General features: G+C 44.6%; 14 protein-coding genes and 2 pseudogenes. 6 read left to right on the top strand and 10 right to left on the bottom strand.

From position 1 onward, the window contains the following. Nucleotides 1-210: 210 nt before the first annotated feature. The 3 genes and pseudogenes from V4C51_RS17855 to V4C51_RS03730 form a co-directional block, all read right to left on the bottom strand. Nucleotides 211-467: pseudogene (locus V4C51_RS17855) on the bottom strand (IS30 family transposase); the annotation flags it as partial. A 50-nt stretch (nt 468-517) separates the two neighbouring features. Further along, a complete protein-coding gene (gene lpxL, locus V4C51_RS03735; RefSeq protein WP_330924786.1) occupies nt 518-1,468 on the bottom strand; it encodes an LpxL/LpxP family Kdo(2)-lipid IV(A) lauroyl/palmitoleoyl acyltransferase in 951 nt (316 codons plus the stop codon). A gap of 189 nt (nt 1,469-1,657) precedes the next feature. After that, the gene (locus V4C51_RS03730; protein ID WP_330924785.1) at nt 1,658-1,861 is read right to left on the bottom strand and encodes a hypothetical protein; all 204 of its coding nucleotides are present in this window, start codon (nt 1,859-1,861) and stop codon (nt 1,658-1,660) included. Between the two features lie 180 nt (nt 1,862-2,041). Here V4C51_RS03730 and V4C51_RS03725 point away from each other — a divergent pair, with 180 nt between their 5' ends. The 4 genes from V4C51_RS03725 (at nt 2,042) to minE (ending at nt 5,076) form a co-directional block, all read left to right on the top strand. Beyond that, entirely contained in the window at nt 2,042-2,338 is a 297-nt protein-coding gene (locus V4C51_RS03725; protein WP_330924784.1) for a hypothetical protein, read from the top strand. A 421-nt stretch (nt 2,339-2,759) separates the two neighbouring features. Beyond that, nucleotides 2,760-3,566 carry a septum site-determining protein MinC gene (minC, locus tag V4C51_RS03720; RefSeq protein WP_330924783.1) on the top strand — a complete coding sequence of 269 codons (807 nt, stop codon included), beginning with the start codon at nt 2,760-2,762 and terminating at the stop codon, nt 3,564-3,566. A 410-nt stretch (nt 3,567-3,976) separates the two neighbouring features. Further along, the gene (gene minD / locus V4C51_RS03715; protein WP_330924782.1) at nt 3,977-4,792 is read left to right on the top strand and encodes a septum site-determining protein MinD; all 816 of its coding nucleotides are present in this window, start codon (nt 3,977-3,979) and stop codon (nt 4,790-4,792) included. Continuing rightward, nucleotides 4,792-5,076, top strand: coding sequence for a cell division topological specificity factor MinE (gene minE, locus V4C51_RS03710; RefSeq protein ID WP_420797628.1), 285 nt, complete (start codon nt 4,792-4,794; stop codon nt 5,074-5,076). Before minD ends, minE begins: the two co-directional genes overlap by 1 nt. Before the next feature lie 465 nt (nt 5,077-5,541). Here the strand turns inward: minE and V4C51_RS03705 are convergent, their stop codons facing one another. From V4C51_RS03705 to V4C51_RS03690, 4 genes are all read right to left on the bottom strand, one after another. Then, nucleotides 5,542-7,398: a hypothetical protein gene (locus tag V4C51_RS03705; protein WP_330924781.1), complete on the bottom strand. Its 1,857-nt coding sequence runs from the start codon at nt 7,396-7,398 to the stop codon at nt 5,542-5,544. Between the two features lie 909 nt (nt 7,399-8,307). Further along, nucleotides 8,308-10,110 carry a hypothetical protein gene (locus V4C51_RS03700; protein ID WP_330924780.1) on the bottom strand — a complete coding sequence of 601 codons (1,803 nt, stop codon included), beginning with the start codon at nt 10,108-10,110 and terminating at the stop codon, nt 8,308-8,310. 1,078 nt (nt 10,111-11,188) lie between these two features. Then, nucleotides 11,189-13,366, bottom strand: a complete 2,178-nt coding sequence (locus tag V4C51_RS03695; protein ID WP_330924779.1) for a hypothetical protein — start codon at nt 13,364-13,366, stop codon at nt 11,189-11,191. 806 nt (nt 13,367-14,172) lie between these two features. Continuing rightward, nucleotides 14,173-16,035 (bottom strand): hypothetical protein, encoded by a 1,863-nt coding sequence (locus V4C51_RS03690; protein ID WP_330924778.1) that lies wholly within the window; start codon nt 16,033-16,035, stop codon nt 14,173-14,175. 273 nt (nt 16,036-16,308) lie between these two features. Between V4C51_RS03690 and V4C51_RS03685 the strand changes: the two genes are divergently transcribed. Continuing rightward, nucleotides 16,309-16,665 carry a hypothetical protein gene (locus V4C51_RS03685; RefSeq protein WP_330924777.1) on the top strand — a complete coding sequence of 119 codons (357 nt, stop codon included), beginning with the start codon at nt 16,309-16,311 and terminating at the stop codon, nt 16,663-16,665. A 170-nt stretch (nt 16,666-16,835) separates the two neighbouring features. On the opposite strand, the gene V4C51_RS03680 is transcribed toward V4C51_RS03685, so the two are convergent. The 3 genes and pseudogenes from V4C51_RS03680 to V4C51_RS03670 form a co-directional block, all read right to left on the bottom strand. After that, nucleotides 16,836-18,365 carry a hypothetical protein gene (locus V4C51_RS03680; RefSeq protein WP_330924776.1) on the bottom strand — a complete coding sequence of 510 codons (1,530 nt, stop codon included), beginning with the start codon at nt 18,363-18,365 and terminating at the stop codon, nt 16,836-16,838. Nucleotides 18,366-18,580: 215 nt separating this feature from the next. Then, nucleotides 18,581-19,936, bottom strand: a complete 1,356-nt coding sequence (locus tag V4C51_RS03675; RefSeq protein WP_330924775.1) for an APC family permease — start codon at nt 19,934-19,936, stop codon at nt 18,581-18,583. A gap of 174 nt (nt 19,937-20,110) precedes the next feature. Continuing rightward, nucleotides 20,111-20,206: pseudogene (locus V4C51_RS03670) on the bottom strand (transposase); the annotation flags it as partial. Nucleotides 20,207-20,281: 75 nt separating this feature from the next. Between V4C51_RS03670 and V4C51_RS03665 the strand changes: the two are divergent. Further along, a partial coding sequence (locus tag V4C51_RS03665; protein ID WP_330924774.1) for a hypothetical protein occupies nt 20,282-20,470 on the top strand: 189 nt, incomplete at its 3' end.

Genomic DNA, 20,470 nt, shown 5'->3' with positions numbered 1-20,470 from the left:
GGCACTGTAAAAATTATACACGACAATATATGGAATCTAAATAATAGCAGATAGTTTAACAATACTTTTAGATGTTTCATAAAATGCCTAGTGATTAATTTTTCATTTAATCATTTTATTTTTTTAAAATTAATAGATGGGTTGATTGAATAAAATAGCTCATAATAGAATAGAATGCTTCAATTTACAGTGATTGCTACTCGCTTAAGCCAAGCGTTTCATTGTGTCCGCCACTGTTTCAGACTTTTTGGTATCCACTTTGCTCATAAGAGTAAAGCGACTTTTTCGGTCAACCAAGGTGACCAAGTGGGCGTTTTGCCCATAAACAGTATCGCCTTCGCCTCCCAGACGAGATGGAAGCTCTATCACTTCTGATCGTCCAGTAATAGCAGCCTGTCTGGTATTACTGAGCAACCTGCTTTACGATTGCCACCTTTACAACAGCGCTTTTCAAAGCAGGGCAGTTTTAATGCACTGCAATCAGGCAAAGAGCCAGTGAAGCTGACTCATCCTCTATTTATCGCCGATAAAATGTCTCCTCCCCCACTGGCCGGGTTTTAAACCGCCGGTGTAGCCACATATACTGCTCCGGGTGCTCCCTGACTCGCTCCTCAATAAATGCATTTAACTGGGTCGCATCTGTTTTGTTGTCATTTCCCGCGGCCCATTCTAACGGTGCATGTATTTTTACGACATAGCCTTCGGTGCCTGGTAATCGCGCCATGGTCATGGGGACAACACGGGCATTGCCGATATGCGCCAGCCGCGACGTCCCGGTGACGGTTGCCGCCTGAACGCCAAAAAAGGGAGCGAACACACTTTGTTTAGGGCCATAATCCTGATCCGGTGAATACCAAACGGTTCCACCTGCACGCAACACACGCAACATACCTCGTATATCACGCCGCTCAATTAACCGACCGGTATTATTAATACCGTACCGCTGTCGCTTTCTGCGTTGCATGTATTCAAACACCTGATTTTTGTGTGTCCGATACGTGCCATGCAAGTTATGGCGTAAGGCAATCGCTGCCCCGGCAATTTCAATGGTGGTGAAGTGGAGCACCATCAAAATCGTCCCCTGGCCCTGGTTATTCTTCAGGTGCTCCAACCCCTCAAAACAAATTTTCCGCTCCAGGCGTTTGAGTGGCCACCACCAGGCCATCAATACCTCCATGACACCTACTCCAACGGATTCACAGTTACTTTTCAACAAAACCTCTAAAGCTTCGTCGGTTTTATCCGGAAAACAGCGTTGCAAGTTGGTACGGGCGATATATACCCTGCGGCCACCAAACTGATAGAAAAGACGTCCCAACAGACGTCCAAATGCCAGCATCCATGAAAAAGGCAGCAGTGACAATAACGCTGTCAAAGCCAGCCCAAACCAGGTGAGCCAATATTTTGGATGCAAAAAAAACCATTGAAAGCAATCAGCCTGTGCTGAGCGCGAGTGCTGTTTTCCCATAGTAGTAATGATCAACTGTTGTGTACCAAGAACCTTCCCCAAGCACTGCTGACATAAGCGTTTGACTCAGCAAGGCGATGAACCTTATCTCCTGGTGTCGAGGAAAGCCCTTCTTAGAGGTTGTCTTAATAGCCGTACTCCGGTCGTGAGAAGTGGAGGGGCTTTCAAGACGACTTTCAAGACAGCCTCTTAGCCAAAAGAAACCAGATTTTTTACTATAATAACATCACCTTCCCTGTTAGAAAGCATATGCGGTTCCAGGTGACGTCTCCTATCGTTACGACCACGGGGATAAACGGAGTTGGCACATGGTGTGTCAATGCGGGTGGTGAAAACAACCCGGTTAAAATCATCACAGTAGACTAGCGCCAGACCAAAGCTATGCGTTAGCATGTTGTGATATCAATATGTAGCTGGTTCAGTTTTATCTTTAAGCACATGACCATTTGCTTTTCAAGTTGGTCTACACGCCTTGCAAGGCCTGCCAGCAAGAAAATATATGTGTTCATTTGGTCATGTACTTACTCAGGTATTGGTTCTGGATAGCTGCATTATGCGATAAGGTGTTAAGAAATGCGTAAGTCATTCATCTTTGCGGCACTGCTTTGCGCGGCTTCTATTGCTAGCGCTAATACTGAGACAAATACTGAGGTCATCACCAAAGGGAACACGGCTGATATTCACTATATGACGCCAAATGGCGTTTCATCCAGCAAAGCGGGCACAAACCAAACGCCAGGCCCATACGATACTCATAGATCAATAGTTTGTCATCCAGGGCTGCACGTGATAGCTCTTAACCAAATGGTAGTATGTCCTTATGGTCACAGTTGTGTATGGGAGACTTATTCAGTTCAATGCGGCTATTAACTATAAAGCCATTTTAGGGCAGTGGCATTATAAAACTTACCAATAAACCGTCATTCCTGCGAAGCAGGAATCCATCATGACCTTTAACCCTGCTGTTGCGGGAACGACGTTGGTATAATTTATTTTGCTACGCCCCTAAGTGTATGTGTTTAGTGAATTACCGCCCCGCAGGGGATGGACAAAAACTAGGAGCCTGTCGGGCTTAAGCTTTCGAGCATGAAATTCAGTAGAGCGAGCCAGATTTTTCGATGGATTTGTGCGAATAGTTGACCTGTTTAAGCAAATTCATCGGAAAATATGGTCGCTCTTTCTGGATTTCAGGCCGAAATTGCCTTAAGTCCGACAGGCTCCTAGAGATAAAATGTCTGAACATATACGTTAAAGGAGGCACAAATTAACCATTTAACAAGGCTATAATGCCATGAATTCAGATCTGCAACCCCAGAATGCCTTGGTGGCTTTCCAGATAAAAGGTGACAGCTATACACTGACCACACTGGAATTACATGCCACAGACAGCGCACAGATAAAACAACAATTGCACACTATAACCCGTAAGGCTCCTAATTTTTTTCAACAAACCCCTGTCATTTTGGCCCTTGAAACACTGGCTCAGCCTCAGGCATCATTAAACCTTGGCTCCCTGCGACAACTGTTCCATGAGTTTGGCATGTTACTGGTTGCCGTCCGGGGGGGAACAGACAAGCACAGGACAGAAGCCTCACTGAACGACATAGCCTGGCTACCCGCTGAAAAAATAAAAAACAGCCTCACCCCTGGCACTGGTGAGGAAGATACTACAACTAACGCCAATGTTGTTCGCATCAAGACACGAGATCACAACCACCTGCTGGAAGGGGCTCAACAGAACCATCTTGACAGCCCCCCAGAAACCGCTGAAGATACAACAACAATGATCATTGACCGGCCTGTTCGCTCAGGCCAGCAGGTTTATGCCCCAGGAGACCTGATTGTACTCGGGCCTGTCAGTACCGGTTCAGAATTACTCGCTGGCGGTCATATTCATGTTTATGGTCCTTTACGCGGGCGCGCCCTGGCCGGAATCAATGGCAATCATGCAGCCCGGCTCTTTTGCCGCCAGTTTGAAGCGGAATTGATTTCCATCTGCGGCCATTACAAACTGCCCGCTCAGGCAGATAAATCCCACTGGGGTAAATCCGTAGTGGTCAGCCTCACCGATGAAAACTTGCACATCACGGAACTTTAAGAAATACTGGTCTGGTATACAAGATTAACCAGACTAGACTGCTGTTTAATAAACAAATACTGCGGACAGTTTTTGATGCTTAAAGCCCACGGCTGCCAAAGGTTTGAAGGTGTATCGTTATTTTATGGCAACTCACGCCTACCGTTGAGTTACCATAAAATCGCCCCCTTGAGCTGTAGGCCTTGTAGCATCAGACACCAGACTGTCTAAAACTGTCCGCGGTATTGATAAACAAAAGTCACATTAAACTTTTTATTATTGCCTCAGGGTCACTGCATTTCAGAAAATACCAACAGCCTGTCATTCCTGTGGAGGCAGGAATCCACTACGACAATGGATTCCCGCATCCGCCAAGACGACGCTGTTATTCTTTTCATTGCCACTGCCCTTAGTGAAAACAGGACTATCTTTTGACTCGCATCATCGTAGTAACCTCAGGTAAAGGTGGAGTCGGTAAAACCACAACCAGCGCGTCATTTGCCTCAGGTCTTGCCATGCAAGGGCATCCTACAGTGGTAATTGACTTTGATGTCGGGCTTCGCAACCTCGACCTGATCATGGGTTGCGAACGCAGAGTGGTGTATGATCTAGTTAATGTCATTAACGGTGAGGCTGCACTCCATCAGGCACTTATTAAAGATAAACACACTGAGAATCTGTCTGTACTGCCTGCCTCGCAAACGCGCGATAAGGATGCTCTGTCAAAAGAAGGCCTTGAGAAAATTCTGAACGACCTTGCCAAAGATTTTGACTATATTATCTGCGATTCACCAGCGGGCATAGAACACGGCGCGCTGATGGCGCTCTACTTTGCTGATGAAGCGATTATCACAACCAACCCGGAAGTATCATCGGTTCGTGACTCTGACCGAATACTGGGTATTTTGCAAAGCAAGTCCCGGCGGGCAGAAGGCAAGCTGGACCCCGTTAAAGAGCATTTATTGCTGACCCGCTACAACCCGAGCCGGGTTCAGCGTGGTGATATGTTGAATGTCTCCGATGTGGAAGACATCCTTGCCATTCCCTTACTTGGGGTAATACCTGAATCCAGCAGTGTCCTGAAAGCCTCCAATCAGGGTATACCGGTTATACACCAGTCAGAAACCGATGCTGGGCAGGCATACAGTGATATGGTTAGCCGCTTCCTGGGCGAACAGCGCCCCCATCGTTTTCTCGAAGCCAAGAAAAAAAGTCTTCTCAAACGTGTGTTTGGAGACCGTGTCTGATGAACCTGATGCAGCTCTTTCGTTCCGCCAACCAATCAAACAAAGAAGGCAGTGCTTCAGTGGCCAAAGAGCGACTCCAGATTCTAGTCGCCCACGAACGTATAAGCCGGGCAAGCCATGAGTTTTTACCTGCCATGCAAAAAGATATTCTTGAGGTGGTGCAAAAATACATTGAAGTGGCCCAGGAGCATATCAATATTCGCCTGGACAACGAGGGTGACTGCTCCATTTTAGAGGTGAATGTGCAGTTGCCAGAAGGCGAACAAACCTCACCCCCTTCATAGGAGCCTGTTCATAATCTTCTCAAGTAGACTCAATGCGTAAATTGAAGGCTTGTGCTCAGTTTACGCCGGTATTTTTTAAAAATGATGATAAGTACATGACCATTTGCTTTTCAAGTTGGTCTACAGGCCTTGCAAGGCCTGCCAGCAAGAAAATATATGTTTTCATTTGGTCATGTACTTAGAGCCAGAAACAGAGGGAGCGAGTTTTAATAGGGCTACAATCGGATACAATAAAAAAAAGAAACTATTTGCCAGCTCTTGGCTGAATAAGCGGCCCGCCTGTAAACGGGTGTTCGGTGGATTGCGTGCGCCACCGAATGATGGTCAAACTCATACCCATCGTCTTTTATTGCTTTAGAGGCTCGATAAAGCGCTATAAACCGTTCTTGCGACCTTGGATGACAGGCTGTCATGCCAAGCTGCTAAAGGTGTTCAGGCGTTTGGTTTCATTTACAGCATGTCTTTTTACAGCATGTCTTTTATGCTATTTATGGCTTGGATAGCAGATAGAGCATTGCAAATTTGCTCATTCCGGCTGTCAACCACCATACCCAGACCGTTCATGAACAAGGCCATAGGCTGAACTAGCAAGCTTGGTAAATCACGTTCCAGAATCACGGCGGCGATATAAATCAGCCCTTGGTATGCAGGGTCTTGCTTATTCCGACTGTCGGCCACCTTGCCCAGACAGTTGGCGACCATGGACAGAGACTGTGCTGGCCAATTTGTTAAATCACGCCCCATAACCACTTTGGCAATATAAGTCAGTGCCGGATGAGTGAGGTCTTGCTTATTCTGACTGTCAGCCACCTTGCCTAGGGCGTTGGCAAGGATGGCCAGAGGCTGTGCAGGCCAGCTTGCCAAATTACATCTCAGAACCACTTTGGTGATATAAGCCAGTGCTTGATAAACAGGGCTTTGCTGATTCTGGCTGTCGGCCACTTTGCTCAGACCGTTGGTGACCATGCTCAGATCATGTGCTGTCCAGTTTGCTAAATCACAACTCAGAAGCACAGAGGCAATAGCGATCAATGCTTGGTGAGCAGGGTCTTGCTCATGCTGGCTGTCGGCCATCCTGCTCAGACCGTTGATGGCCATGGCCAGATCCTTTGTTGAAGCGCTTGCTAAATCATATCGCGTAACTACAGTGGCCAGATAAGTCAACGCTTTATAAGCAGGGTCTTGCTTATTCTGGTTGTTGACTACCTTGCTCAAACCGTTGATAACTACGGCCAGAGGCTTTGTTGCCCACCTTGCTATACCATTGTCCAGAACAAAGGTCGCGATAGAAATCAGGGCCGAGTAAAAAGGGTCTTGCTCATTCTGGCTGTCGGCCACCCTGCTCAAAGCATCGACGACCATGCCCAAATACCATGCTATCCAGTCCTTTTTATTTGTTCTCAGGGTCTTCAATGTCATCACTTCAGCAATAAACATCATGGCCCGATAAGCAGGGGCTTGTTTATTCTGGCTGTCGATTATCTTGCCCAGACCGTTGGCGACCATAGCCATATGCTGTGCTGTCCAGTCCTTTTGATTTATTGCTAAAGCCTCCGGTGTAATCACTTCAGCAATAGCAATCAGGGCTTGATAAATTGGACATTGCTCATTCTGCCTGTCGACCACCTTGCCTAAACCGTTGATGGCCATGGCCAGATGCTGTGCTGTCCAGTCCCCTTGATTTGTTGCTAAAGCCCCTGGTGTAATCACGTTAGCAACAGCAATCAGGGCTTGGTAGGCAGGGCATTGTTGATTCTGCCTGTCGGCCACCTTGCCCAGAGCGTTGGCGATCATAGCCAGATGGTGTGCTGTCCAGTCCCCTTGATTTGTTGCTAAAGCCTCCGGTGTAATCACTTCAGCGATAGAAATCAGGGCTTGGTAAGTAGGGCCTTGTTCATACTGACTGTCGGTCAGCTTCCCCAGAGCGTTGGCGAGCATGGCCAGATGCTGTGGTGTCCAGCTTGCTAAATCACATTCCAGAATCACGATGGCGATAGCAATCAGAGCCTGGTAAGCAGGGTCTTGTTTATTTCGGCTGTTGGCTACCTTGCCCAGACCATTGGCGACCATGGCCAGAGGCTGTTCTGTCCAGTCCGCTAATTCACACGCCAGAATCTCAGTGGCCATAGCCGTCAAAAAGTTAGCAAAGTGCTGGCAGTTCCCGGGGCTGGAAAAATTACTGACGATTAATGACAAATCTTTAGCTGAATGCTGTTTATGACAAAAATAAAGGTGATGAGCAATATTTATGGAATAGTTTGTTAATTGTTCAATATTATTTCTATTTTTTTTAACAAGGTTATAATCAAAAAAAAACATCACAAATGGGAATAACCGATTTTTTTCTATAAGGCTGTAAGCGGGTATCACTTTTACTTTTACCCGCGAGATAAGTTAAATTCCCTGTATATTCTCTTTTGCCGGCGTACCCTCTATCGATTGAAAAAATCAACAAAGAAACGAAAACCAATGATAAGTATTTATACAATTTTGCTAACTCTAGAGCTTATAACTAATTACAGCCTTTTCTGATATCTTTTATTTCTCAGAAACCTGGCTTCCCATACAGCAGAGCACCACAAATAGTTGAACTCATACGCCAAACTGACCAGCACTGACGGATGTTGTATCAAAATAAAAAATCCATCTTGCGGCCTGTTGTCTGAAGAGTATCGACAGAGTGCTCATTTGCGCTCAAAGGTGATAGGTTACGCCATCTTTGAGTGCAGTAATGAGCAGTATAGTGACTTTAACAAAATTTTCTTCCTTTTTAAGCAAATATGAAAATAGGGTGAAAATATAGGATGAAGAAATATGACGAAATATGCGGAAAAACGAAATATGGAACGGAATATAGGATGCCCATAGTTTTAATCATATAAGATAAGGGTAGGTTTATGGGTATCCTTTAATTTATATTCTCTTTCTTTTAATTCTCTTTGGGTGTCCTTTGATTATTTTTTAATTCTGTTATTTTTGAACGTTAGTATGACTCATTCTTTGCGTCTGTGCCCGTATTTTAGTGGCGTACGCGTTACCACGTGAAGCGAGGGTGTCGCGAAACGGGTATAGACAGGCAATCACCTTTACTTTTGTCATTCCTGCAAAATTGGCATTACACGGTTGGCATGGATTCTTGCCTTCGCAGTAATGACAGAAGAGAAACAAACAGTCGTATTTAGCCTTTTTGCGATACCCTCGGAGCGTGGGGGAACGTCTACCTCCAGCGCTTTATAGAAAGTCCTTTACACACTTTATGGCTTGCATAGCCGATAGAGCATTGCAGATTTGCTCATTCTGGCTGTCGGCCACCTTACCCAGACCGTTCATGAACAAGGCCTGAGGCTGAATCAGCAGGCTTGTTAAATCACGTTCCAGAATCACGGTGGCGATAGCAATCAGCGCCTGGTAAGCAGGGGCTTTTTTATTCCAGCTGTTGGCTACCTTGCCCAGACCATTGGCGACCATTGCCAGAGGCTGTGCTGGCCAACTTGCTAAATCACGCCGCAGAATTACTTTGGCGATATAAGTCAGTGCCCGGTGAGCAGGGCTTTGTTTAATCTGGCTGTCGGCTATCTTGCTCAGACCGTTGGCAACCATGGCCAGAGGTTGTGAGGGCCAGCTTGCCAAATCACATTTCAGAATCACTTTGGCGATATAAGTCAGTGCCTGACAAGCAGGGCTTTGCTGATTCTGACTGTCGGCTATTTTGCTCAGACCGTTGGTGACCATGCTCAGATCCTGTGCTGTCCAGTTTGTTAAATCACATCTCAGAATCACCATGGCCATAGCAATCAGTGCTCGGTAGGCAGGGTCTTGCTCATCCTGGGTGTTGACCACCTTGCTCAGACCGTTGGTGGTCATGGCCAGTTCCTGCTCTGGCCATCTTGCTAAATCACATCCCAGAATCACGATGGCCATAGCAATCAGCGCTCGGTAGGCAGGGTCTTGCTCATTCTGGCTTTTGATCACTTTGCCCAAACCATTGGCGACCATGGCCAGAGGCTTTGCTGACCAGCTTGCCAAATCACATTCCAAAACAAAATTCGCGATAGAAATCAGGGCTGGGTAAAAAGGGCCCTGCTCATTCTGATTGTCGGTCACCCTACTCATAACATTGGTGACCATACCCAAATGCTGTGCTGCCCAATCCTTTTTATTTGTTTTTAGGGCCCTCAATGTAATCAGTTCAGCAATAAACATCATGGCCTGGTAAGCAGGGTCTTGTTTATTCTGGCTGTCGGCTATCTTGCTCAGACCGTTGGCGACCATAGCCAGATTCTGTCCTGTCCAGTTCTTTTGGTTGGTTCTTATCAGATCCGGTTTAATCACTTTAGCAATAGCAATCAGGACTTGATGAATTGGACATTGCTTATTCTGCCTGTCGACTACCTTGCCTAAACCATTGGTGACCATAGTTAGATGCTGTGCTGTCCAGTCCCTTTGATTTATTGCTAAAGCCTCCGGTGTAATCACTTCAGCAATAGCCATCAGGGCCTGGTAGGCAGGGCATTGTTCATTCTGCCTGTCGGCCACCTTGCCCAGACCGTTGACCATCATAGCCAGATGCTGTGCTGTCCAGTCCTTTTGATGGGTTCTTAGCAGGCTTGGTGTAATCACTTTAGCAATAGCCATCAGGGCTTGGTAAGCAGGGTTCTGTTCATTCTGCCTCTCGGCCACCTTGCCCAGAGCGTCGGCGAGCATAGCCAGAGGCTGCGCTGGCCAGTTTGTTAAGTCACCTTCGATAACCACGGTGGCGATAGCAGTCAGGGCTTGGTATATAGGGTCTTGCTCATTGTGGCTATCAGCCACCTTGACCAAACCGTTGATAGCTAAAGCCAGATGCTGTGGTACCCAACTTGCTAAATCACATCCCAGAATCACGTTGGCGATAGCAACCAGAGCCAGGTAATCAGGGTCTTGTTTATTTCGGCTGTTGGCTACCTTGCCGAAACCATTGGCGACCACAGCCAGTGGCTCTGCTGGCCAGTTTGCTAAATCACATACCAGAATCTTGAAGGCGACAATAGACAAAAAATTAGCAAAGTGCTGGCTCTTACTGAGGCTGGAAAAAACACTGACGATTGACGCCAGGTCTTCAGATGAATGCTGTTTATTACAAAAATAAAGGTGATCAGTAATACCTCTGGAATAGTCTGTTAATTGTTGAATATTACCTCTATTTTTTCTAAAAAAGTGATGATCAAAAAAAAATTATCACAAATGGGAACAACCGGATTTCCGCTATAAGAATGTGAGCTGGTATCACTTTTATTTTTACCCATGAGATGGGTTGAATTTCCTGTATATTCATATTCTCTTTTGCCGGCGTATCCTTTATCAATTGAAAAAAATACTAAAGAAACGAAAGCTAATGATAGGTATTTATACAATTTTGCTAACTCTGAAGTTTATAACCAATTAAAGCCTTTACTGATATTTTTTATTTCTCAGAAACCGGGCTTCCCACACATCAGAACACCACGAACACTTGAACTCATACGCCAAACTGACCAGCACTCATGGAGGTTCTATCAAAAGAAAAAATCCATCTTGCGGCCTGTTGTCTGAAGAGCATCGACAGAGTGCTGACCTGCACTCAAAAGTGATGGGGTTCGCCATCTTTGAGTGCAGTAATGAGCAGTATAGTTACTTTAATAAAATGTTCTTTCTTTTTAAGCAAATATGGAAATAGGATGAAAATATAGGATGACGAAATATGACGAAATATACTGAAAAACGAAATATAAGATGCCCATAATTTTAATGATATAAGATAAGGGTAGGTTTATGGGTATCGTTTAATTTATATTCTCTTTTCTTTAATTCTCTTTGGGTGTCCTTTGATTATTTTTTGATTATTTTTAATTCTGTTATTTTTGAACGTTAGTATGACTCATTCTTTGCGCCTGTGCCCGTATTTTAGTGGCGTATGCGTTACCACGCGAAGCGAGGGTGTCGCGAAACTGGTATAGACAGGCAATCACCTTTACTTTTGTCATTTCTACAAAGTTGGAATTACACGGTTGGCATGGATTCTTGCCTTCGCAGGCGTCCATTTTCTGGTAGATTCCCGCCTTCGCGGGAATGCGACTGTATGGGTATTAGCGCTTTATAGAAAGCCCTTTACACTCTTTATGGCTTGTATAGCAGATAGAGCATTGTAAATTCGCTCATCATGGCTGTCGACCACCATACCCAGACCGTCCGCAGCCAAGTCCAGGTGCTGTATTCGCCAGTTTGCTAAATCATCTTCCAGAATCACGGTCGCGATAGAAATCAGAATTTGGTAAGCAGGGTCTTGCTCATTTTGTCGGTCAGCCACCTTGCCAAGACCGTTGGCCATCATGGCCAGAGGCTGTACTGCCCAACTTGCTAAATCACGTTTCAGAACCACTTTGGCGATATAAGCCAGTGCCGAATGAGTGGGGTTTTGCTTATTCTGGCTGTCAGTTACCTTGCCCAGACCGTTGGCCATCATGGCCAGAGAGTTTGCGGGCCAGCTTGCCAAATCACATTCCAGAACCACTTTAGCAATATAAGTCAGTGTCTGGTAAATAGGGTCCTGGTCATTCTGACTGTCAGCCACCTTGGCCAGACCGTTGGTGATCGTACTCAGATCATGTGCTGTCCAGCTTACTAAATCACATCTCAGAAGCAGGGGGGCGATAGAAACCAGTGCCTGATAAGCAGAATCTTGTTTATTCTGGATACTGGCTATCTTGCTCAGACCGCTCGCGACCATGGCCAGCTCCTTTGCCTGCCAGCTTGCCAAATCACACTTCAGAACCACTTTGGCCATACGAGTCAGTGCCCGATAAGTAGGGTCTTGCTTATTCTGGTTATTGACTACCTTGCTCAAACCGTTGATAGTCATGGCCAGGGACTTTGGTGCCCACCTTGATACATCATATCTCAGAACCACAGTCGCGATAGCAATCAGGGTCTTGTAAGCAGGGTCTTGCTCATTGTGGCTGTCAGCCACCTTGCCTAAAGCGTTGGCGACTAGCGACAAGTGACCGGCTGTCCAGTCCTTTTGATTTGTTCTTAGCGCCCTCAATGTGATGACTTCAGCAATAAAAAGCAGGGCCCGGTGAGCAGGTTCTCGTCTATTCTGGTTATCGGCTATCTTGCTCAGACCGCTGGCAAGCATGGCCAAATGCTTTGCTGTCCAGTTCTTTTGGTGGGTTCTTAGCACCTCCGGTGTAATCAGTTCAGCAATAGAAACCAGGGCTTGGTATATTGAACCCTCTTTAATTTTGCTGTCGACTACCTTGCCCAGACCGCCGGCGACCATGGCCAGATGCCAAGCTGTCCAGTCGTTTCGATTCATTTTAAGAACTCGCGGTGTAATCACTTCAGCGATAGCAATCAGGGCTTGGTAGGCAGGGTCTTCTTCATTCTGACTGTAAGCCATCTTGGCCAGGCCGTTGACGACCATAGCCAGATGCTGTGCTGTCCAGTCCTCTCGATTAGCTTCAAGAGTTTGTGGTGTAATCACTCTAGCGATAGCAATCATAGCCGGGTAAACGGGGTTTTGTGTCTTCGATCTGTGAACCACCTTGCCCAGGGAGTTGGCGAGCATGGCCAAAGGCTGAACTGGCCAGTTTGCTAACTCACCTCTTAGAACCATGGGGGCGATGGAAATCAGGCCTTGGCAGGCAGGGTCTTGTTCATTCTGGCTGTCAGCCACCTTGGCTAAACCGTTGGCAACCAAAGCCAAATACTGTGCTGACCAGTTTGTTAACTCACGTCCCACAACCACGATGGCAATAGCAGTCAGAACCTGGTAAGCAGGGTCTTGCTTATTCTGGTCGTCAACCACCTTGCCCAAACCGTTAGCGACCATGGACAGAGGCTTTACTGGCCAGCTCGCTAAATCACACTTCAGAATCTCGGTGGCGATAATAGACAAAAAATTAACAAAGTGCTGGCCATTATTGAAGCTGGAAAAAACACTGACGATTAACGCCAAATCTTTAGCTGAATGCTGTTTATCACAAACAGAATAGTGACTAGCGACACCTCTGTAATGCTTTTTTAATTGTTGAATATCAATTTTGATGCTTTTAAAAAAGCGGTAATCAAAAACATAATCACAAAGGGGGCTGGCCAGTTTTTTACTCCTGTCAGGTTGTATACCAGTATCACTTTTACTTATACCCTTAAGAGAAATAACGCCCCCTGTATATTCACCTTCAACTTTTTCAACTTTGCCAGCGTACACGTTATTGATTGAAAAAACCAATAAAGAGATGAATAACAATGACACGTATTTATATTTATACAATTTTTCTAACTCTAGCGCTTATAACTAATTACAGCCTTTTCTGACATCTTCTATTTTTCAGAAACCTGGCCGCCCGTATATCAGAACACCATCAGCACTTATGATCATACTCGAAACTGACCAACCCTGGTGAACCCTGGTGGATATCCTATTAAAAGAAGTCCATCTTGCGGCCTGTTGTCTTGCCTGGCATCAACAGGGTGCTCACCTACAATCAAACAATGATGAGTTACACTACCTTTGAGTGTGGTAATGAGCAGTGTAGTCACTTTAAAAAAACTTTCTTTATTTTTAAGTACCAATTGTGCGCTACCTGCGGAAAAAGCTGACTGACCAGGATAAATAGGGGAAATAAATAAATATGGGACACCCATAATTTCAACCATAGTAAGATGAGGATAAATTTATGGGGGATTTATAGGTGTCCTTTAATTCTTGGGTATCCTTTAATTATTCTTAATTATTGTCTGTTAATTCCTTCCCGTATTCTGGTGACGTATGCGTTACCACGGAGCGTGGGAACGAGACAAACGTTTTAATCATTACTTCTACCTCTAGCCCGGATATTTCATAAACATGCTCCTGGCCTTGCTTGCTCCTTGCGGCTCTAAGGGCAGTTTATGAAATATCCGGGCTAGGAGCCTGTCCGAGAATAGACTACCCTACTGCGGTTGCGATAAATGGGTCTAAAAATTCCTGCCTATTCATCAAATAGCCCCGCTATTATCCTCAGAAGCAGAAATTTTTATCCTCAATTTCTCGTAATCCTCGCTACGGGCGCTATTCTCGGTCAGGCTCCTGGCGCTTTATAGAAAGTCATTTACACACTTTATGGCTTGTATAGCAGAAAGCGCATTGTAAATTTGCTCATTCTGACTGTTGACCACTTTATCCAAAGCGTTGGCGACCGTGTCCAGATACGGTGTTGGCCAGTTTACCAGATCAGCTTCCAGAATCACGGTTGCAATAGAAACCAGAGTCTGGTAGGCAGGATTTTTCCCATTTTGTCCGTCAGCCATCTTGCTCAAACCGTTGGCAACCATGGCCAGAGGCTGTGCTGACCAACTTGCTAAATCACGCCTCAGAACCACTTTGGCGATATAAGTCAGTGCCAGATGAGTAGATTCTTGCTTATTCTGGCTGTCAGAAACCTTGCCCAACGCGTTGGCAACCATGGCCAGAGGCTGTGCGGGCCAGCTTGTTACATCACATTCCAGAATGACTTTGGCGATATAAATCAGTGCCTGGTAGATAGGGTTTTGCTTATTCTGGCTGTCAACCACCTTGGCCAGACCGTTGGTGATCATACTCAGATCATGTGCTGTCCAGTTAGCTAAATCACATCCCAGAAGCACAGAGGCGATAGCAATCAATGCTCGGTAAGCAGGGTCTTGCTCATTCTGGCTGTCGGCCATCCTGCACAGACCGTTGGTGGCCATGGCCAGATCCTTTGTTGAACTACTTGCAAAATCACATTGCAGAACCACGGTGGCCAAATAAGTCAGAGCTTTATAGACAGGGTCTTGCTTATTCTGGTTGTTGACCACTTTGCCCAAACCGTTGATAACCATGGCCAGAGGTTTTGTTGTCCACTTTGCTACATCATATCTCGGAACCACAGTCGCGATAGAAATAAGGGTCTTGTAAGCTGTGTCGTGCTCATTCTGGCTGTCAGCCACCCTGCCCAAAGCGTTGGTGACCACGCCCAAATACTGTGCTAGCCAGCCCTTTTGATTTGTTCTTAGCCACTTCAATGTAATCACGTCAGCAATAAGAATCAGGGCTTTGTAAGCAGGGTCTTGTTGATTCTGGCTGTCGGCTATTTTGCTTAGACTGCCGGCGACCATGGCGAAATTCTGTGCTGTCCAGTACTTTTTATTGGTTCTCAGCGCTTCTGGTGTAATCACTTCAGCAATAGCAATCAGGGCTTGGTAAACTGGACCTTGTTTAATCCTGCCATCGGCTGTCTTGCCCAGACCACTGGCGACCATAGCCAGATGCCGTGCTGTCCAGTTCTCTTGATTTGTCGCTAAAGCCTCCGGTGTAATCACTTCAGCGATAGCGATCAGGGCTTGGTAGGTAGGGTCTTGTTCAATCTGGCTGTCAGCCACCTTGCCCAGGCCGTTGACGACCATAGCCAGATGCTGTGGTGTCCAGTCCGTTCGATTTGTTTTAAGAGCCTGTGGTGTAATCACTCCAGCCATAGCAATCAGAGCCTGATAAACAGGGTGTTGTTTCTCCCATCTGTCAACCACCTTGCCCAGGGCGTTGGTGAGCATGGCCAAAGACTGAACGGGCCAGCTTGTTAACTCACCTCTTAGGGCCACGATGGCGATAAAAACCACGGCTTGGTAGGCAGGGTCTTGTTCATTCTGGCTGTCAGCCACCTTGACCAAACCGTTGGAAACCGAAGCCAGATACTGTGCTGGCCAGTTTGCTAACTCAAACCCCAGAATCACGGTGGCAATAGCAGTCAGAACCTGGTAAAAGGGGCCTTGCTCATTCTGGCTGTCAACCACTTTGCCCAGGCCGTTGGCGACCATGACAAGGGGCTGTTCTGTCCAACTTGTTAAATCACATTCCAGAATCCTGTTGGCGATAAAAGTCAAAAAATCAACAAAGTGCTGGCAATTGCAGGGGTTAGAAAAAATATTGACGATTAATGCCAAAATTTTATCTGAATGCTGTCTCTTACAAGACAAAAAGTGATGAGCGATTTTTGTGGAATGGTGGGTTAATTCTCGAACATTATGTTTCATTTCTTTTAAATATAAATAATCAAAAAAAAACTATCACAAATAGGCTCAGCCAATCTTATGTTCGTATTAGGTGGCAGGCTGGTATGACTGTTACTTATACCTGGGAGATAAACAAAATTCCCGGTATATTCATATTCACCTTTACCAGCGTAGACTCTATCGGTTAAAAAAAACGACAAAGACATGAAGAAAAACAATAAGTATTTATTCAATTTTTATAACTCTGGAGCTTATAACCAATTACAGCCTTTTCTGACATCTGCTATTTTTCAGAAACGTGGCTTCCCGTACATTGGAACACCCTTAATACTTAAGCTCATACTCCAAACCGACCAACTGTGGTGGATGCTCTACCAAAAGAGGAAATCCATACGTGCCTGGCATCAGCAAGGTGCTCGTCCGCAATCAAACGATATCAAACAAAAATGGGCTACACCACCTTTGAGTGTGGTAATGAACAGTGTAGTCACTTTAAAAAAACTTTCTTCATTTTTAAGTGCGATTGTGCACTATTTGCGAAAAAAACTGACTGACCAGTGAATCGCCACCGAGAAAGCCATGCTGCCTCTTGCGAGTGACCGCCTGACAATTTCACCGGCCCGCCGCCGGTCAGCCTTGGGTGGAGCACCGTGTGCGCCCCACTTCCAAGGGGGAAGTCTTGGCAGGTCAAGATTAAAGTTGAATGAGTTTATTAACACAGCCCCACAGCATTATTTGGCATCCGGAAAAAGATTTGGGTATTCTGTTTTGATATATTTATCGAGGTCTCTCCTTTTTATCTTTATTAAAACAGCAGAAGCTTTTCTAAAACTGACTCTCGCTTTTTCGTTCTCTTCAATCCATTCAAAAAAGAGTTTTGCCTTTTCGTATAATTTACCATTTGCTTTGGCAGAGATTGTTTTTTTCAAATCCTCTTGTTCACTTTTAAGGATGTTGCTATGTTCTACCAAATAAAAATGCATAAAATGATCTATAGTGCTGACAACCCGGCTTGCTTCTGCCAGACACGTTGTCAGGTAATCTACTATGTGCTCAGGTAACGGATCATCCAGGGTTGCTTCTTTATAGTTTCTATCTGCCACTCGTTTCTCAAGCGTCTTAATTTCATCGGACCACAAGGCAATAGGGTAATTATACATTAAGTGTGCAGAAGCAATGACAGGATCGTCGTTAGCAGCTAATTTCATGTGTTCATAAATTATTCCTGTTTTGTCATGCTCTGATAAAAACAGATTGAGAAACGCAGGTTCTTCCTGATATACTTCATGGGATATCTTCTTCATTTCGTAAGTTTCCAAAAGAATAAACAATGACTTTTTCAAAAAACCACTGAATGTCAGCGTACTTTTTTCACCTTCCAAATTCAGCTTTTCAACTTTGTAACTCAGCCTTTCGCCTTTCCAACTTAGCCCCTGAAAAATAGGACATGGGTATACTGGGCTTATAGCGCATAATATTTCTGGTAGTGTCAGAAAAGGATTACTGTGCTTGCATCCCGATTTTAGTGTGCTATCTACAAATACAGTTCGTGAAGGGTCATATCCTGTTAAAGCGGTTTCAAATGCATCGACTATAGCCGTGAAATTTACCAATGCTTTGTCGACTAATTCTTTTGTTTTATGGTGACTGTCAGCATCAGAGAGCTTACGGTGTTGGTTTTTCCAGGCAGTACAAAGGTAGTAACACCAAATTATTGAGCTATAAAAACGAGAATAATAATTCCCGCCATTTTCTTGAAATAGAGTGAAGACACCTTCAGCCGCTTCCTCTGGCGTTTTCCACGTGATAAACTTACGGTATAATTCATGAAGTTTTTCGGTATCCAATTCCTTCATATTATTTTTCTCCCCCAAAAAAGACCAGGCGCCTGTCAAGCTGTTGAATTCATCTTTTTTCATAGCAGGTATTTTTTCTTCGTCACTGGAAAACCAGTGTTTTTTTTCCTGCCTTTTCATTTCCACATAAATGCTGGGAAGCAATAGTTTAAAGCCTTCCTCAGTCAGCGTTAAATCACCTGATATTTGCGCATGTATATTTGCTATCGCGCTATCTGTACTTATATCTAATTGTTCAGATGAGCATGACTCTGGATCCATCATCGACAAAGCAGTGGATGAGTAAAAAAAAAGAACCAAAGCTATTTTTATGGGGGCTTTTATGGGAGCCTTTAAGAGAGCAACGTCACGCGCTCGCTGACTGATACTCACTAGTTGACAAAATAACACTATAACCTGAGACATTTTTTTCACCCGTACCGATTATTTTTACTTTTTACTACAGATGAAATACTCTAGGTTATTTTTTCGATTTTACCAGTTAAATAATTTTATATGGCTTTACTTATATGGTTTTACTGAACCATCTGGTCACAGCACCCCCAGGAGCCTGTCGGATTTATTGCTTGAATCGAGCACCGCTTCAAAGCTGACTGGCAGTTTGCAGCAGAACCATTTTATTAACGCATGTTTTCTTCCAGCTGAATTTCTCTACTTTTTAACTTTTTATCGGTAACATTCCTATATCCTATATATGTGAACATATAAGCGATAATGATATATACAGCTATAGCTACAGCGATATAAAGTTTTGATTCCAATTCTGCTAACTCAACATAAGCACTTCCAAATCTTAAAAAAATACAGGTTGTCAACAGTATATAGAATGTACTTTCCTTGAATGTAAACGGTGCGTTCTTAAAAGCTTCCGGGTATTTTTTAGGCAGTTTAAACGCGGCAACAATTAAAATACCTTCACATAGTTGGTCAAAACCTATCCCCATATCGGCTATCGTTTTTAAGTCAAGTCCAGTAATAATAGGGACGATTCCCACTATAAAGAAAAATCCTAATAATAATACTGGCGTTCCTCCTTTATTTTCCTTAGCAAAAGCGTCTGGAAGCCAACCCTCTTTTGCTGCTGCCTGAAGGCCCCTGGTTACCCAGGACAGTGTTCCATTAAGTGTTGTCAATAACGCAAACATCGCTCCACCTACGACAAAGAAAACATATAGCCATGGAGGAAATATATTCTGCGCAACAAGGGTCAGATTTTTAAAAGCCACCTCTTCTATTGGTAATACACTACTTGCCACAATGCCTAACAACGCATAAAGTGCGCACGCACCTAGTGTTGACGTTATCATTGCCTTTGGAATTGTTTTTCCTGGCTCTTCTATTTCCTCTCCATTTTCTGCTACATACCTGGCACCTCCTGCCGCAAATGAGAGTAATATTGCGCCATGAATAAACTCCTTAAATCCATTTGGCATAATATTAGCCGTAGTTATGGCGAGATTTGACCACTCTACTTGTGGAAGACCAAATATGACAAAAGCTAATAAAGAGACTATCAGTAATCCAACCATCGTCTTTTGTGCCTTTGCGGACGTCTTTAACCCTATCAGGTTGATAGCTGTACACAGTATCAGAACACCTATGGCGATGGTATTTTCATTAAATGTTGGAAACAAAGAGACAAAGTAACTGCCAAATCCCTTTGCGAATGTTGCTATAAGCAATTGAGTTAATACAAACATAAAAAGGTACATAAACCCTGCTTTATCGCCGAGGAGCTTCTTGACATAACTGAATCCCGCGCCACTGGCGGGTATAGTAGAGGCTAATACAGCGCTAGGTAGCATTACAACTAAAGCATAGAATGCGGAAACTATAAAGGCATAAGGTGTTCCATGTCCTGTGAACCCTATGACAACACCTGTTAAGACGAATATTCCAGATCCTATAATCTGGCCTGTACAAAATCCAAGACAATCAAAATACGTTAACTTTTTTTTGTTCTTCCCTTTATTCATACGACTATTCACTTTTAACGGCTAAATAAAATTTCTTTCTTATGTTCAGCCCCTGCTCTATTCTTGTTCTTTGACATCGACTATTAAAGAATAACGGGGCTTAACTGACCGAAAAGAGCGTCAAGCCCAGTACTTTTAGTACTGGGAAGGAAAGCTAGGAGTCCGTCAGGACTCCTAATGTGGTCTATTCTGCTGCTCGATGTATTGCTTGAGGATGCCTATTGGCGCTCCTCCTACTGAACCCGCAAAATAACTCGGACTCCATAAAGACACATCTTCTACCCTTTCTCAATTCCATTAGACCAATCTTGTAAATAGCCATTTAAGTCTTTATATTAAACTATTATGAGCATTCAGACCAAAACACTATCAGTCAGAGTAAAAGACAAACACGCAAAGGTTCCGCGTGAGATGGCTTATGAAGTCAATCAAGTATTCAATCTGGCTAATGAGCTAACCATGAAAGCCAATCGTCGCACCAGCGACTATGGGCCGGTTAAGCCTGTTTGGTTGTCTGCTTATGATGTCCAGAAG

Source organism: Candidatus Sororendozoicomonas aggregata (assembly GCF_031528575.1).
In the GTDB taxonomy this organism is placed as follows: Bacteria; Pseudomonadota; Gammaproteobacteria; order Pseudomonadales; family Endozoicomonadaceae; genus Endonucleibacter; species Endonucleibacter aggregata.
Note: the sequence above shows the minus strand (reverse complement) of the source record. Positions and strands in the feature narration are given on the sequence as shown.

Bases quoted from the DNA above. Each gene is read 5' to 3' on its own strand.
- lpxL (WP_330924786.1), bottom strand. From the start codon at position 1,468: ATGGGAAAACAGCACTCGCGCTCAGCACAGGCTGATTGCTTTCAATGG.
- V4C51_RS03730 (WP_330924785.1), bottom strand. From the start codon at position 1,861: ATGCTAACGCATAGCTTTGGTCTGGCGCTAGTCTACTGTGATGATTTT.
- V4C51_RS03725 (WP_330924784.1), top strand. From the start codon at position 2,042: ATGCGTAAGTCATTCATCTTTGCGGCACTGCTTTGCGCGGCTTCTATT.
- minC (WP_330924783.1), top strand. From the start codon at position 2,760: ATGAATTCAGATCTGCAACCCCAGAATGCCTTGGTGGCTTTCCAGATA.
- minE (WP_420797628.1), top strand. From the start codon at position 4,792: ATGAACCTGATGCAGCTCTTTCGTTCCGCCAACCAATCAAACAAAGAA.
- V4C51_RS03685 (WP_330924777.1), top strand. From the start codon at position 16,309: ATGAAGAAAAACAATAAGTATTTATTCAATTTTTATAACTCTGGAGCT.
- V4C51_RS03680 (WP_330924776.1), bottom strand. From the start codon at position 18,365: ATGTCTCAGGTTATAGTGTTATTTTGTCAACTAGTGAGTATCAGTCAG.
- V4C51_RS03675 (WP_330924775.1), bottom strand. From the start codon at position 19,936: ATGAATAAAGGGAAGAACAAAAAAAAGTTAACGTATTTTGATTGTCTT.